Raw genomic sequence first — 15,081 nt, forward strand, 5'->3', positions numbered from 1 at the left:
CTTTTGATTTTTATCCTTCGTCTGGAACGAAGTTCAAAGCAGCCCCATTGATGCAATGTCTTTTGCCGGTAGTGGCACTAGGCCCATCATTAAATACATGTCCTAAATGTCCACCGCAATTTGCACAGTGTTCTTCAGTTCTGGCATACCCAATTTTGTAGTCGGTATCAAAACCTATGCTCCCTGCTATTTCTTGGTCAAATGAAGGCCAGCCAGTTCCTGATTTGTATTTATTTTCACTTCTAAAGAGTGCTGTTCCACAGCCAGCACATGTGTAAGTGCCTGCTTCTTTATTTTCCAATAATTCACTCGAAAATGCATTCTCTGTAGCCGCTTTTCTGAGCACATAATACTCCATGTCAGTAAGTTCTGAACGCCATTCAGAATCTGTTTTGGAAACTTTAAAGGTTACATTTTCCGCAACCTCCTTTTTTACTTCTTTCTTTTCTGTTTGTGAAATACCTATGCAAGAACTCATCAAAGATAAAATCACCATAGCAATACTTTTTCCCATCTTATTTTTTTGGATTGGACGAAATTAAACCATAATCCTTTCAAAATTAAGCTAAAAAGAAAGCCCACTTCATTTTTGAAATGGGCTTTTAACAAAATTTAATAGTTTTTAGTCTAAACTTACTTTGTCAATACTATTAACGTCTAATTCAAGAGCACTCATAACAGCGTTTAAGTTTGATGTGTCTACACCATTGTCAGTGCCAAATTCTGCAGGTACTACGGCAATTCTGAATATTTGATTATCAGTGTCACCTGCCGGTAAAGTTGATAAGTCAAAATCTGATTCTAAGAAGATGCTAACATCTAAAAAGGTATGATCATAATTGTATTGTAATAAACCTTGGTCTAGAATTCTAGTTTGAGGTAAAAGTCGCCATACATCAATCGGGTCACCACCATCTGGGTCATCTGTTTGTTCAAAGAGAATGTATACCAGAACTAAATCTGATTCAAAAACTTCTATACTTTGAGGAAACTCGAAGAATATGGAATAGTCGTTCGCTGCCTCAAAAGTACCCTCAACTTCTAGAACTTGACCTAAAATATTTATGCCGTCTTGTCCATCTAGTCCATCAAGACCGTCAAATCCATTAAGTCCTGGAGGTCCTTGAGGTCCTTCACATGAAATGGCAAAAGCCACAACTAAAATCCCTAAAAATGTCTTAATTCTATTCATAATATTTTATTTGAAATGGTTTTTATTTTTTCCAAAAACTAATAAATCAAAAAGCGTTCCACTTTTTAATTTCACTTATTAAATAAAGTAACCAACACAATTTTAGTATCTTGAGAAAAGATGCCTAGTTTTGCATTTATATTATTGAAATAGATATGACCAACGTTATAGTACATAGCTTATTTACAGATTTTGACATTGATCTTTTTAAGTCAGGAAAACACTTTCGTTTATATGAAAAATTAGGATCACATCTTGTTGAAGTAGATGGTCAAAAAGGAACCTATTTTGCGGTTTGGGCACCATCGGCAAAGAATGTTTCTGTAGTAGGTAATTTTAATCATTGGAATAAAGAAGAACATCAGCTTAATGTAAGATGGGATTCCAGTGGAATATGGGAAGGATTTATTCCCAATATTCAGCATGGCGAGGTCTATAAATATAGTATTGTAAGCAACAACAATGACTTGGTGACCGAGAAGGCTGATCCTTTTGGTCGTTTTTGTGAACATCCACCCAAAACAGCCTCAATAGTATGGGATGCTAAATATAAATGGCAAGATAAAAAATGGATGGATATAAGAGAAAATCATAATAATCTTGACAAACCGTATTCTGTATATGAAGTTCATTTAGGTTCTTGGAAAAGAAAGAATGATAATGAATTCATGTCTTACATCGAGCTTGCAGATGATTTAGTTAGCTATGTAAAACAAATGGGTTTTACACATGTAGAGCTTATGCCGGTAATGGAATACCCTTACGACCCTTCATGGGGTTATCAGTTAACAGGCTATTTTGCTCCTACTTCTCGTTTTGGAAAACCTGAAGATTTTAAGCTTTTGGTGGATAAAATGCATCAAGCTGGAATAGGCGTTATATTAGATTGGGTGCCTTCACATTTTCCAGAAGACGCTCACGGACTTGGCTTTTTTGATGGTTCAAATCTTTATGAACATCCTGATAGAAAAAGAGGTTATCACCCTGATTGGAAGAGTTTAATTTTCAATTACGGAAGAAATGAGATTCGAGCATTTTTAATTAGTAATGCAATTTTTTGGTTAGACCAGTATCATGTGGATGGATTGCGTGTTGATGCTGTTGCATCAATGCTTTATTTAGACTATTCTAGAGAAGAAGGAGAATGGGAGCCTAATATGTATGGCAATAATGAAAATTTAGAAGCCATGTCTTTTATAAGAGAAATGAATGAAGCTGTCTATGGTAGTTTCAAAGGTGTACAAACTATTGCTGAAGAATCTACTGCTTTTTCAGGAGTATCTAAACCGGTTAATTTTGGTGGTCTTGGTTTTGGTATGAAGTGGATGATGGGTTGGATGCATGACACTTTAGAATACTTTAAAAAAGAACCTGTTTACCGAAAGCACCACCAAAATGATTTGACCTTTAGTATGACTTATGCTTTTACTGAAAATTTTATGCTTCCTTTTTCACATGATGAGGTAGTATATGGCAAACAATCTTTAGTTTATCGAATGCCTGGTGATGAGTGGCAACGTTTTGCCAATTTAAGATTGTTGTTCGGTTACATGTTTACCCACCCAGGAGCAAATTTGATTTTTATGGGAGGTGAATTTGGTCAAACTGCTGAATGGAATTTTCAACAAAGCCTTGATTGGCATTTAACGGAGTATGATTTTCATTCTGGAATTCAAAAGGTTATTCAAGATTTAAACAAAGTATATAAGCAACAACCAGCTTTACATGAAAAACAGTTTAGCCCTGAAGGTTTTGAATGGATAGAGTACAATGACCATGAAAATTCTGTGATGACTTATATAAGAAAAGGTCATGACTCTAAAGATGATTTAATTGTTATCGGAAATTTCACACCTGTACCAAGAGAAAACTATCGTATTGGAGTGCCCGATTCAAAATCACTAAAATTAATTTTTAATAGTGACGATGTTAAATACAGTGGAAGCGGAATGGGCAATAAAACAGCTAAAGTTACTAAAGAGCCTTGGAATGGTAGAGAACATTCTATTGAGATTACAATTCCTCCATTAAGTGTGTTAATTTATAAAAAATAGCATCCTTTTAATGCTAAAAAGAGTGCTATAACGTTGTAGTAGCTTATTTGTTAAAAAGAACTTTTCATAATCTCGAACTATTATCCTTTTTTTGTTAGTTCGATAAATCATTCATTTATGATTACCAATACTGAAATAGAGAAAAGGGGTAATTTATACCCCAACCATATAGTAGATTTTAGGCAAGATAATGACAAGTTGTACTTTACTACACAGAATGGTGTAATATTAGAATTAACCGTTTTAAGAGATAGTGCTATTAGATTTAGATATGCAACTGAGCATGCTTTTGAGCCTGACTTTTCATACGCTATTAGCGAAGATGCAAGTAAAGGCTATAATGAACTTGAAGTCTTAGACGAAATACCCGAATTTGTTATTATCACCTCAAAAATTAAAATCCATATCAATAAAACCAACCTTAAAGTTGAAATTACCGATTTAAATGATTTGGTGATTAATGAAGATGAGTTCGGTTTTCATTGGGAAGAGAATTATGATTATGGAGGTAATATTGTTAAGATGACTAAGGTCACACAATCAGCCGAAAGTTTTTATGGTATGGGTGACAAGGCCTCCCATACTAATTTAAAGGGTAAACGAATTAACAATTGGGTTACAGATTCTTACGCTTACGGCAAAGATCAAGAACCGCTTTATAAGTCGATTCCCTTTTATGTGGGCTTGCATAGTGATGCAGCTTATGGAATATTTTTTGACAATTCTTTCAGTACTTATTTTGATTTTGCACATGAGCGTCGAAATGTTACAAGCTTTTGGGCTGATGGTGGTGAAATGAATTACTATTTCTTTTATGGGCCAAAAATTTCACAAGTTGTAGAAGCTTATACTGATTTAACGGGGGTACCCGAACTACCACCCTTATGGGCTTTGGGATTTCACCAATCAAAATGGAGTTATTATCCTGAGAAAAAAGTAAAAAAGATTGCATCAACCTTCAGAGAGCTTAAAATTCCTTGCGATGCCATTTACTTGGATATCGATTATATGGAAGGTTTTCGTTGTTTTACTTGGAATAATCGTCGTTTTCCGAATCCTAAAAAGATGGTTGATGATCTTTATGAAGATGGGTTTAAAACGGTTACGATGATAGACCCTGGAATTAAAATTGATCGTGATTATTGGGTTTATAAACAAGCAATGGATAATGGTTACTTCTGTCGAAGAGCTGATGGGCCACATTTTAAGGGTAAAGTTTGGCCTGGAGAATGTAAGTTTCCAGACTTCACTAATCCTGAAGTAAGAGAATGGTGGGCTGGTCTATATAAAGAGATGATTGCTGAAGTTGGAGTTCATGGGGTTTGGAACGATATGAATGAACCTGCAATTATGGAAGTACCTACAAAAACAGCTAATCTTGATGTACGCCATGACTATGATGGTCACCCTTGTAGTCATAGAAAAGCACACAATATATATGGCATGCAAATGGTTCGTGCCACTTTTGAAGGAATAAAGAAATATACTTTTCCAAAAAGGCCTTTTGTTCTTACACGTGCTGGATACTCTGGCACTCAACGATATTGTGCAACTTGGACAGGTGATAACGTTGCTACATGGGAGCATCTATGGATTGCTAATGTGCAAATGCAACGTATGTGTATGAGCGGCTATTCTTTCGTTGGTTCAGATATTGGTGGTTTTGCTGAACAACCTAACGGCGAACTTTTTGCACGTTGGATTCAACTGGGTGTTTTTCACCCTTTCTGCAGAGTACATTCAAGTGGAGATCATGGAGAGCAAGAACCTTGGTCTTTTGGTGATGAAGTTACGGATATTACTAGAAAATTTATTGAACTACGTTATCAACTATTACCTTACTTGTATACTATGTTTTATAAGTATGTAAAAGAAGGGGTACCAATGTTACAATCTTTAGTCTATTATGACCAAGAAGACACGCAGACGCATTTTAGAACAGATGAGTTTTTATTCGGAGAACAAATACTAGTCTGTCCGGTGCAAGAGGCCAATGCAAAAGGAAGAAGGATGTATATTCCCAAAGGAAAATGGTACAACTATTGGACTGAAGAAGTTGTTGATGGAGGCATAGAAAAATGGGTTTCTGCTGATATTGACAAGATTCCTTTATTTATCAAAGCCGGTGCAATTATTCCAAAATATCCGATACAGCAATATGTTGGTGAAAAAGAGATTAGAGAATTAAAGCTTGATGTTTATTATAAAGAAGGAGTTGAAACATCAACGGTTTATGAAGATCAACAAGAAGGTTATGACTATAAAAAAGGTCGTTTTAGTCTTAGAAAATTTCGTCAACGAGGTAAAGAGAATGAATTGATTATGCAACAGTTTAAAGATGGTAGTTATATTACTACCTATGAAACCTTTAAGCTTCAATTTCATGGATTACCTTTCAAGATAGAGAATATAGAAGTGGATAATGAAATGGTAGATTTAAAATCAATCAACTTTGACGGAGGTAATAGTATAGAAGTCAGTAAAGACTTTACCGAATTACATATTTTTGGACAATAATTTTTTTCGTAATTTGAAGCTATAAACACTATACATTATGAGAAAATTATTTTTAACAATTGCTATTTTTTTTGCTGTTGTAGCTTGTAAAACAAATCCCTTTACAGGTAAAAAAATGTTGAATTTTTACGGAAATCAGCAAATATTCCCCATGGCCTTTGCACAGTATGACCAGTTTTTAACGGAGAATAAAGTAATTACAGGTACTAAAGATGCTCAAATGATCACAAATGTTGGGCAACGTATTGCAAAAGCGGCTGAAACTTGGTTAAACGCCAATGGTCACCCCGGTTATTTAAAAGATTATAAATGGGAGTATAACTTGGTAAATGATGAAACAGTAAATGCCTGGTGCATGCCAGGTGGAAAAATTGTTTTTTATACCGGAATATTACCAATCACTCAAACTGAAACCGGTGTTGCAGTTGTAATGGGACATGAAGTTGCCCATGCACTTGCAGACCATGGTGCTCAGCGTATGAGTGCCGGTACATTGCAACAGATTGGAGCAGTAGCAGGTAATGTAGCAATTCAGGATCCTGAAAAACGTAATATGTTTAATCAAGCATATGGGGTTGGTTCACAATTAGGCGTTATGCTACCTTTTAGTCGTAGTCATGAAACTGAAGCCGATAATATTGGATTACATATCATGGCAATTGCTGGGTATGATCCTTATGAAGCTGCCGAGCTATGGAAACGAATGAAAGCTAATAGCGGGGGAGAAGCCCCACCAGAATTCATGAGTACTCACCCATCAAATGATACGAGAATAAATAATTTGACTGCATGGGCTCCGCTTGCTAAAGAAGAGGCTACTAAGTTTGGAGTTACATCTTTTAGATAAACTGCAATCAATTAATAATAATAAAAGCTGTTCTTTTCGAACAGCTTTTCTATTTTTAGGGTATGGCAAAAGCATTGGAGTTAAAAGGAACTAAGAAGTTATTAAACGCATGGGCCTTTTATGATTGGGCTAATTCTGTATACAGCTTAGTAATTTCGTCAGCTATTTTCCCAATTTTTTATGGGGCACTATTTCGAGTTGCTGAGATTGAAAAAGTAACTATTTTTGGAGGAGAAATAGCACGGGCTCCTTTAATTAGTTATGTCACTTCAGCCGCTTTCGTATTTATTGCAATAGTTACTCCTTTAGTTTCTGGTATTGCAGATTACTTAGGAAACAAAAGAATTTTTTTAAAATTCTTTTGTTATCTCGGTGCAATTTCTTGTGTTGGTTTATACTGGTTTTCTCTAGAGAACATCTATTTTGGTTTGCTGTGTTATTTCTTTGGATTGGTTGGGTTTTGGGTAAGTTTTGCAATTAATAATTCATATTTACCAGATATTGCCTACCCTGAACAGCAAGATGGAATTAGTGCAAAAGGATTTTCGCTGGGTTATATAGGAAGTGTGATTTTACTTGTTTTTAACCTAGCTATGGTTATGAAGCCAGATGTTTTTGGTATTACAAATGAAGGTCAAGTGGCCGAAGTTAAAGCAATGAAGTATTCATTTGTAACCGTTGGAATTTGGTGGGCGCTTTTTAGTCAATATACTTTTGCTCATTTGCCAAAAGGCTATAAACGCGAAGGAGAACGAAAGAATGTGGTGTTAAATGGATTTAAAGAGCTTAAAAGTGTATGGAAGCAATTAGGTGGTCAATTACAACTTAAGCGTTATTTGGGTGCATTTTTTGTTTACAGCATGGCGGTTCAGACCATAATGCTAATTGCTACTTATTTTGGCGAGGAAGAAATTAATTGGGGTACAGATAATGAAAGGACTACAGGTTTAATTGTAAGTATTTTGGTAATTCAAGTAGTGGCAATTTTTGGAGCAACCATAACTGCAAAAGCTTCAGATAAATTTGGTAATATCAAAACTCTTGTTGTCATTAATATTTTATGGCTTCTACTATGTATTTATGCCTATTTCTTGATAACCCCAACGGATTTTTATATTGCTGCCGGACTTGTTGGTTTAGTTATGGGCGGAATTCAGGCACTTTCTAGGTCGACCTACTCAAAATTTTTACCTGATACTACTGATACTACATCTTTCTTTAGTTTTTATGATGTTGCAGAAAAAATAGGAATTGTAATTGGTACTTTAATGTATGGGTTAATTGCACAACTAACTGGCAGTATGAGAAGCAGCACTATTTTTTTAGGAATATTCTTTTTAATAGGTGCTTTTCTATTAACTAGAGTACATAAAAAGCCCTAACTATTCAGTTAGGGCTTTCAACGTTAATTGATTGAAATGATCGTCTTTTGATTATTTTAGTTTTAATAACTCGATATATCACCAGAACCAGAAGTTTTGGTGTCAATCTTCTTTGGATTTCCTTTATAACTTATATCACCAGATCCAGAAACTCTTGCTTTTATCATTTCCGTTGCAGTAACTTTAATGTCGGCAGATCCAGAAACTTGCGCATAAACATTTGCGGCTTTTAAATCATACGCTTTGATATCGCCAGAACCAGAAATTGTAGCTTCAAAGTCTTGAACAGTACCTGATAAGTTGATATCTCCAGAACCAGACATAGAGGCGTCTATGGAGTTAGCCTCAACAGATAAAGTAATATCACCAGAACCAGACATTGCTGTTTTAAAATCATTAGATTTAATTGTAGTTTCTCCTACAATATCACCAGAACCTGATAAGGCAACCATATCAACGGATTCTACAGGAACAGTGACATAAATACCTGAATTCCAATTTGAAGGTTTTAAATTCACACCCTTTTCAGTTTTAATTACAAGTTTTCCGTCTTTAACTTCTGTCTTTATGTACTCTAGTAGATTTTCTTCGCCTTTAAGGGTAAGTTCACCCTCATTGCCCGCTACCAGATTTACATCAAACCATCCTGATACCGCAATTGCATCATATTCCCCAACAGACCGTTCAATAGTCACAGTTTTTCCGTTTCCTTTTACTCTTTTTCCCCATTGGGCACTAGCAGCAATGGTAAATAATACTAAACTTAATGTTATTACTTTTTTCATGATTGTGTTTTTTTACCCAGTTTGACCGAGCTTTTGTTATTGATTGATATTAATTTTTATAAAATGATACACCACCGTAATCGGTTGTAATATTTAAGGTATTCCCTGAATTGGGTTCACCGTAATATCCTTTATAATATTTGTCTCCAGATTTTTCTTTGCTAATATTAATCGTGAAATCATCTTTTCCGCTAACACCAGCATATTCGGCTGATATTTCAAAATCAAAATGATAGCCTGGGTCGTATCCAATTTTGATACCTGTATAATCAGATTTAATAGACAAGTCTCCAGCTTCAGCGGTCATTTTATCAATCTTAATTGATCCGTAATCAGCAGTAATACTTAGGTCTCCATAAACTCTGCCTAGTTTAACACCAAAATAATCACCATTACCTGAAATACTTTGAACACTGCCGACCTCCATTGAGCCATAATCCGAAGTATAGGAGAGGTCGCCCATCTCTTTAATAACTGCATTAGTATAATCGGCATTTATCTTTAAGTCACCGGCTTTTTCAATTGTAAAGCCAGAATAGTCCGCAATTATTTCTGCGCTATTTACATATTCAAAAGTGGATCTTGATGTGTAGTCAAATCGCAGTTCATTATTTCTTCCTCTGAGTTCTCCTATTTCCATTTTACCATAGTCACAATTGATTTTAGCATGCCCATCAATACGATCCAGGTAAATATTACCGTAATCGTTATTTAAATGAACACTGTTCTTTACTGGTAATTTAATCGTATAGTTTACTTGCACACTTACATTATTTCGTTTACCCCAGTTCCAACCCCAATTATTGTTTCGTTCTCCAAATCTGGTCATAGCAGCAACAAGGCTGGCACTATTTTCAAAATCAATATCAATTTCATTCAAACGTTCCGCAACTTTTTCCTCGTTATTACCATTTGTTTTTATGTTCACTTCAATAACAACTCTGTTTTCATTCCATGAGGTTATATTAAGGTTCCCATAACTGTTTTTAACTTTGAAAAGAGCATCAGAATTCACGCTAAATTCTTTGTTAATCTTTTTTTCTTTGGTGTACTTACCTTTCATTCCACCACCATAGGCAGCCGAAACAGTAAAAGAGGATACCAATAAAAATGTTAGGCTTATGTATTTAAATAGTAAAGTTCGTTTCATCTTGATAATTTAAATTTTTTATAGATTCAATTGTGGTTAGTACTTCTTTTAGCAAATCAATTCTTGTTTGAAAATTGTTAATCATAGCATTCAAAATTAGCTTGCTATCTCCACCGTCTACAAGTTCTTGCTCAAGGTTGTTGTAATCAATTTCTAACCGTTTTAGTTGTTTTAAAGTGTCATCTACTAGCTGCTCATTTTGAGGAGTTTTTAATGTTCTTAGCTCTTGTACTTGTTCTTCAATTAGGCTGGCAAAATAAAATTCAGTATCTGAAACTTCAGGTGAAATTTCAACTACTTGTTCTTTAAGACTTGTTTGATTATTGTTCAGGGTTAATGCCAAAACACAAACGACAATTATTGAAGCAGCAATTGAAAGAGGTTTCCACCAAGTTGTCTTCTTTTTACTTAATTGAACAACACCGTTTGATTGATTCAGTTTTTCTAAAAAACGTGCTTCGTGCCCGTTACTTGGGTTTTCTGTATCAAAATTATTCTCCAGGTTTTCAAAAAGTAGTTTTATATCATCCTTTTCCATAATTAGGCATTTACTGTCAATTTTTTTCTTAGACTTTCTTTAGCTCGCGAAATTGTTGTTCTGCAATTAGCATAGCTGATATCCATTATTTCACTTATCTCTTCATAATCATAACCTTCGATTAAATGTAAGGTCAAAGAAACTCTGTAATTGTTTTTTAAACTTTTCATGGTTTCCATCACTTTTTGAGCCTTCAGTTCTGTTATACCATTACTCGTAATCCCAACTGCATCATTATCTTCGACCTTGTACATAACTTCTTCTAAATCAACAGCACTATTTTTTTGCTGCTTTCTGTAATGATATATACTGTTGTTAACTACAATTCGTTTTAACCAAGCTCCGAAAGTAACTTTGCCTTGGAAAGTATGCAGTTTCGTAAACGCGTTTAAAAACGACTCTTGCATAATGTCTTCGGCTTCGGCAGTATGTTTTACAATTCGTAAAGCTGTGTTATACATGGCTTTGTAATACTTATTGTAAAGTGCCAACTGCGCACTTTGTTTTCCTTCGAGACACCCTTGTACTAATGGGTCAGTATGTTCATATTGTTGGCTCAAAAAGTTGAATGGTTTGTATTATAGATGATTCAATTTAGTGATTGTTACAGTTTCTGTTAAAAATTATTCTTAACCATGGCATACCAATTGCAATATGATAATGAGTTTATGTTTTTTATTGAACTGAAATCGCTGTTTTAAAGCGGTTTGAGTGAAAAAGCGAAAAAAGAATAATTTTCAGAAAGCTGTCTATTGGTGACAGAATGACCGATACAATATATTATGGGAGAAGTAAAGTTCACAAATTTTGACAATATGTCTTTACAAGGAATTGATGAAGAAGCAGAATTAATACCACTATTGACGCCAGAAGATGAAGAAGAAATGAATAACGAGGTTTTACCTGAGACTTTGCCGGTACTGCCTTTAAAAAATACGGTTTTATTTCCAGGGGTAGTAATTCCGATTACTGCAGGGCGTGATAAGTCTATCAATTTAATAAAGGATGCTAATAACGGCAATAAAACTATTGGTGTTGTATCTCAAAAGGATGAAGAGACTGAAGACCCAAAGGCAAAAGATATCAATACACTTGGTACCGTTGCTCGAATATTAAGAGTACTTCAAATGCCTGATGGAAATACTACAGTTATCATTCAAGGAAAGAAAAGATTTGAGGTTGCTGAAGTGCTTACCGAAGATCCTTACATGACTGCGACTATTAGGGAAGCAGAGGAGACAAGACCTGATCAAAATGATAAAGAATTCTTAGCCATTATTGACTCAATTAAGGAGTTGGCTTATAAAATAATTAAGGATAATCCTAATATCCCTAGTGAAGCCACTTTCGCTATTAAAAACATACAGAGTAATTCTTTCTTAATCAATTTTGTTTCTTCTAACCTTAATCTAGGCGTCACAGAAAAACAACATTTATTAGAAATTCCGGATTTACAAGAAAGGGCTTTAGCTACATTAAAGTATATGAACATTGAACTTCAGAAATTAGAATTGAAAAATGATATTCAATCTAAAGTTCGAAGTGATATGGACCAGCAACAGCGAGAGTATTTTTTACATCAACAAATGAAGACGATTCAAGAAGAATTGGGTGGTCTCTCTTATGAAGAAGAAGTTGATGAAATGAAGGCCAAAGCAAAAAAGAAAAAATGGAACAAAAAGATTAAAGACCATTTTGAAAAAGAATTGTCTAAAATGCAACGTATGAACCCACAGGTTGCAGAATATTCTATTCAAAGAAATTATTTAGATTTATTTCTTGAGTTGCCTTGGGAGGAGTTTTCTAAAGATAAATTCGATTTAAAGAGAGCCCAAAAAATATTAGATCGGGACCATTACGGTCTAGAAGATGTTAAAAAAAGAATCATTGAGTATTTAGCGGTTTTAAAATTACGAAATGATATGAAATCGCCGATTCTTTGTTTGTACGGCCCTCCAGGAGTTGGTAAAACCTCTTTAGGAAAATCTGTCGCTGAAGCTTTAGGACGTGAATATGTGCGAATTTCATTAGGTGGTTTGCGTGATGAGGCTGAAATAAGAGGACATCGTAAAACCTATATTGGTGCAATGCCAGGTCGTATTATTCAAAGTCTTAAAAAGGCTGGAACATCTAATCCAGTTTTTATTTTAGATGAAATTGACAAACTATCTAATAGCCATCAAGGAGATCCATCTTCTGCCATGCTTGAAGTTCTTGATCCAGAACAGAATAGTGAGTTTTACGATAATTTTTTAGAGATGGGCTATGACTTATCTAAGGTAATGTTCATTGCTACAGCAAACAATTTAGGAACCATTCAGCCTGCTTTGCGCGATAGAATGGAGATTATTAATGTTACTGGCTATACTATTGAAGAAAAAGTTGAAATAGGAAAAAAGCATTTATTACCAAAACAATTAAAAGAACATGGTTTAGCAACTGAGCATTTAAAAATCGCAAAGCCTCAATTAGAAAGAATTGTTGAAGGCTATACTAGAGAATCAGGTGTAAGGTCTTTAGAAAAACAGTTGGCAAAAATGGTGCGCTACGCTGCTAAAAATATTGCTACTGAAGAAAAATATGATGTTAAAGCCACTAATGAAACAGTAGGAAAAGTTCTTGGCGCGGCTCGTTTAGAACGTGACAAGTACGAAAATAATGATGTTGCAGGGGTTGTTACAGGTTTGGCGTGGACCAGCGTTGGAGGAGATATTCTGTTTATTGAATCTATTTTATCTAAAGGAAAAGGAACACTCAATATTACCGGTAATCTTGGTAAAGTTATGAAAGAATCAGCCACGATTGCGATGGAATATATAAAATCAAATGCCGAAGTTTTTGGAATAGCTACCGACGTTTTCGATAACTATAATGTACATATTCATGTACCGGAAGGTGCCACTCCAAAAGATGGGCCAAGTGCGGGTATAACAATGTTAACTTCTTTGATATCATTATTTACTCAGCGCAAAGTCAAGAAAAATCTCGCTATGACCGGTGAAATTACTTTAAGGGGAAAAGTACTCCCTGTTGGAGGAATTAAAGAAAAGATTCTGGCAGCTAAAAGAGCAAAAATTAAAGAAATAATTCTTTGTGAAGAGAATAGAAAAGACATTCAAGAAATTAAAGAAGATTATCTAAAAGGGTTGACCTTTCATTATGTCAGAGATATGAGCGAAGTAATTGATTTGGCTATTACGAAGCAGAAAGTGAAGAATGCAAAGAAATTATAAATTTTGTTATCACATTTTCTAGGTATTTTTATATATGGGTAAAATCACAATAGCCATTGACGGCTTCTCATCAACGGGTAAAAGCACTATAGCCAAACAATTGTCGAAAGCCTTAAATTATATTTACGTAGATACAGGTGCAATGTATCGGGCGGTGGCGCTTTACGCATTAAATTACGATTTGGTTGATGATGTAAAACTTAAAACTGATGATTTGGTGAATGCGCTTTCAAAGGTTAATATCAAGTTTGTTCCTAATAATCAAACTGGAAAGTCTGATATGTTTTTAAATGGTAAGAATGTAGAGCAAGAAATTCGGACCATGAGGGTATCTCGTCAAGTAAGTAAGATAGCGACAATCAAAGAAGTAAGAGAAAAGTTAGTAGCTATCCAACAAAAAATGGGAACAGAGAAAGGTATTGTTATGGATGGTCGTGATATTGGCACTGTTGTCTTTCCTGATGCTGAACTTAAGATTTTTATGACAGCTTCACCTGAAGCTCGAGCAAATAGACGCTATAAAGAATTGTTAGATAGGGGTGATAAAGTTACTTTTGATGAAGTTTTAAAAAATGTCCAAGAGCGCGATTATATTGATTCTAATCGCAAGGAATCCCCACTTAAAAAAGCGGACGGAGCTATTGAAATTGATAATAGTGATATGGGGTTAAAAGAACAACTAGAACGGATTCATAATTATGCTTTAAGACTAATTAAAAGCCATTAGTTGATGACAAGTGTGCTACTGAATATAAAAAATGCCGTTGATTTATCAACGGCATTTTTATTTAATAATCTTTAATTCTAGATGTTTGGAATGACCAATACTTGATCAGGGTGAATCACATCTGGGTTTTTCAAGATATTCGTGTTAGCTTCGAAAATTTTTGTGTATTTCATCGCGTCTCCGTAATAGTGTTTTGCTATTTTACTCAAAGACTCGCCACTTGCAACCGTATGTCTATGATAGACAGAATCATCAGAAACCGAAATATTGGCTTTAACATCTGACGCACCTTCTCCACCTAATTCTTTAATTTTATCCCAAAGGAGATTTTTTTCGTAAGGTGTGTTTGCCTCACCTTTTATTTTTAAAACACCTGCTTCTTCAGAAACGTCACCGTTCTTTATTCCTAATTGTTGCCCTAAATCTAGAACCCCTTGATATTTTGCTTTTACACTCATGTTGTTGCTATTAATTTATTGATTACTTATTAGACCCAATATACTTATAAAAGTCACATTTTTAGAGCTTTTTTAATTAATATTAGAATGTTCTTATGTAAGTGTAGTAGAAAGGTTTGTTTTACAAGTAATTAATTGTACTTTTGCACTCCTTTTTAGCAAAAACAAGAGAGAAAGGAACATTTATAATTTAAGTCT

General features: G+C 34.6%; 13 protein-coding genes. 6 read left to right on the plus strand and 7 right to left on the minus strand.

Annotated features, from left to right (window positions below; all coding sequences use genetic code 11):
- Positions 1-10: 10 nt before the first annotated feature.
- Positions 11-514: a peptide-methionine (R)-S-oxide reductase MsrB gene (msrB, locus tag RM520_RS13120; RefSeq protein ID WP_311388306.1), complete on the minus strand. Its 504-nt coding sequence runs from the start codon at positions 512-514 to the stop codon at positions 11-13.
- 108 nt (positions 515-622) lie between these two features.
- Positions 623-1,192, minus strand: coding sequence for a collagen-like protein (locus RM520_RS13125; RefSeq protein ID WP_311388307.1), 570 nt, complete (start codon positions 1,190-1,192; stop codon positions 623-625).
- Between the two features lie 155 nt (positions 1,193-1,347).
- On the opposite strand from RM520_RS13125, the gene glgB reads away from it, so the two are divergent.
- From glgB to RM520_RS13145, 4 genes are all read left to right on the plus strand, one after another.
- On the plus strand, positions 1,348-3,246 hold the full coding sequence (gene glgB, locus RM520_RS13130; protein ID WP_311388308.1) for a 1,4-alpha-glucan branching protein GlgB: 1,899 nt from the start codon (positions 1,348-1,350) through the stop codon (positions 3,244-3,246).
- Between the two features lie 117 nt (positions 3,247-3,363).
- On the plus strand, positions 3,364-5,763 hold the full coding sequence (locus tag RM520_RS13135) for a glycoside hydrolase family 31 protein (RefSeq protein ID WP_311388309.1): 2,400 nt from the start codon (positions 3,364-3,366) through the stop codon (positions 5,761-5,763).
- A 37-nt stretch (positions 5,764-5,800) separates the two neighbouring features.
- Positions 5,801-6,610: a M48 family metallopeptidase gene (locus tag RM520_RS13140; RefSeq protein WP_311388310.1), complete on the plus strand. Its 810-nt coding sequence runs from the start codon at positions 5,801-5,803 to the stop codon at positions 6,608-6,610.
- A gap of 62 nt (positions 6,611-6,672) precedes the next feature.
- A complete protein-coding gene (locus RM520_RS13145) occupies positions 6,673-7,992 on the plus strand; it encodes an MFS transporter (RefSeq protein WP_311386307.1) in 1,320 nt (439 codons plus the stop codon).
- A 62-nt stretch (positions 7,993-8,054) separates the two neighbouring features.
- On the opposite strand, the gene RM520_RS13150 is transcribed toward RM520_RS13145, so the two are convergent.
- From RM520_RS13150 to RM520_RS13165, 4 genes are read right to left on the minus strand one after another with little or no spacing between them, the layout of a single operon-like run.
- The gene (locus tag RM520_RS13150) at positions 8,055-8,777 is read right to left on the minus strand and encodes a head GIN domain-containing protein (RefSeq protein ID WP_311386308.1); all 723 of its coding nucleotides are present in this window, start codon (positions 8,775-8,777) and stop codon (positions 8,055-8,057) included.
- A gap of 49 nt (positions 8,778-8,826) precedes the next feature.
- Positions 8,827-9,927 (minus strand): DUF4097 family beta strand repeat-containing protein, encoded by a 1,101-nt coding sequence (locus RM520_RS13155; RefSeq protein ID WP_311388311.1) that lies wholly within the window; start codon positions 9,925-9,927, stop codon positions 8,827-8,829.
- A complete protein-coding gene (locus RM520_RS13160; RefSeq protein ID WP_311386310.1) occupies positions 9,905-10,465 on the minus strand; it encodes a hypothetical protein in 561 nt (186 codons plus the stop codon). Before RM520_RS13160 ends, RM520_RS13155 begins: the two co-directional genes overlap by 23 nt.
- 2 nt (positions 10,466-10,467) lie before the next feature.
- Complete coding sequence (locus tag RM520_RS13165; protein WP_311386311.1) at positions 10,468-11,025, minus strand: RNA polymerase sigma factor; 558 nt, start codon at positions 11,023-11,025, stop codon at positions 10,468-10,470.
- Positions 11,026-11,247: 222 nt separating this feature from the next.
- On the opposite strand from RM520_RS13165, the gene lon reads away from it, so the two are divergent.
- Together lon and cmk are read left to right on the plus strand one after the other, a co-directional pair.
- Positions 11,248-13,698, plus strand: a complete 2,451-nt coding sequence (lon, locus tag RM520_RS13170; RefSeq protein WP_311386312.1) for an endopeptidase La — start codon at positions 11,248-11,250, stop codon at positions 13,696-13,698.
- A gap of 34 nt (positions 13,699-13,732) precedes the next feature.
- Positions 13,733-14,425, plus strand: a complete 693-nt coding sequence (cmk, locus tag RM520_RS13175; RefSeq protein ID WP_311388312.1) for a (d)CMP kinase — start codon at positions 13,733-13,735, stop codon at positions 14,423-14,425.
- Between the two features lie 77 nt (positions 14,426-14,502).
- Here the strand turns inward: cmk and RM520_RS13180 are convergent, their stop codons facing one another.
- Complete coding sequence (locus RM520_RS13180) at positions 14,503-14,883, minus strand: LysM peptidoglycan-binding domain-containing protein (RefSeq protein ID WP_311386314.1); 381 nt, start codon at positions 14,881-14,883, stop codon at positions 14,503-14,505.
- Between the last annotated feature and the right edge of the window lie 198 nt (positions 14,884-15,081).

This window comes from Croceitalea vernalis (genome assembly GCF_031846405.1).
GTDB classification, from domain to species: Bacteria; Bacteroidota; Bacteroidia; order Flavobacteriales; family Flavobacteriaceae; genus Croceitalea; species Croceitalea vernalis.

What these genes read in the sequence shown, in the direction of transcription:
- msrB (WP_311388306.1), bottom strand. Translation starts at nt 514, where the DNA reads ATGGGAAAAAGTATTGCTATGGTGATTTTATCTTTGATGAGTTCTTGC.
- RM520_RS13125 (WP_311388307.1), bottom strand. Translation starts at nt 1,192, where the DNA reads ATGAATAGAATTAAGACATTTTTAGGGATTTTAGTTGTGGCTTTTGCC.
- glgB (WP_311388308.1), top strand. Translation starts at nt 1,348, where the DNA reads ATGACCAACGTTATAGTACATAGCTTATTTACAGATTTTGACATTGAT.
- RM520_RS13135 (WP_311388309.1), top strand. Translation starts at nt 3,364, where the DNA reads ATGATTACCAATACTGAAATAGAGAAAAGGGGTAATTTATACCCCAAC.
- RM520_RS13140 (WP_311388310.1), top strand. Translation starts at nt 5,801, where the DNA reads ATGAGAAAATTATTTTTAACAATTGCTATTTTTTTTGCTGTTGTAGCT.
- RM520_RS13145 (WP_311386307.1), top strand. Translation starts at nt 6,673, where the DNA reads ATGGCAAAAGCATTGGAGTTAAAAGGAACTAAGAAGTTATTAAACGCA.
- RM520_RS13150 (WP_311386308.1), bottom strand. Translation starts at nt 8,777, where the DNA reads ATGAAAAAAGTAATAACATTAAGTTTAGTATTATTTACCATTGCTGCT.
- RM520_RS13155 (WP_311388311.1), bottom strand. Translation starts at nt 9,927, where the DNA reads ATGAAACGAACTTTACTATTTAAATACATAAGCCTAACATTTTTATTG.
- RM520_RS13160 (WP_311386310.1), bottom strand. Translation starts at nt 10,465, where the DNA reads ATGGAAAAGGATGATATAAAACTACTTTTTGAAAACCTGGAGAATAAT.
- lon (WP_311386312.1), top strand. Translation starts at nt 11,248, where the DNA reads ATGGGAGAAGTAAAGTTCACAAATTTTGACAATATGTCTTTACAAGGA.
- cmk (WP_311388312.1), top strand. Translation starts at nt 13,733, where the DNA reads ATGGGTAAAATCACAATAGCCATTGACGGCTTCTCATCAACGGGTAAA.
- RM520_RS13180 (WP_311386314.1), bottom strand. Translation starts at nt 14,883, where the DNA reads ATGAGTGTAAAAGCAAAATATCAAGGGGTTCTAGATTTAGGGCAACAA.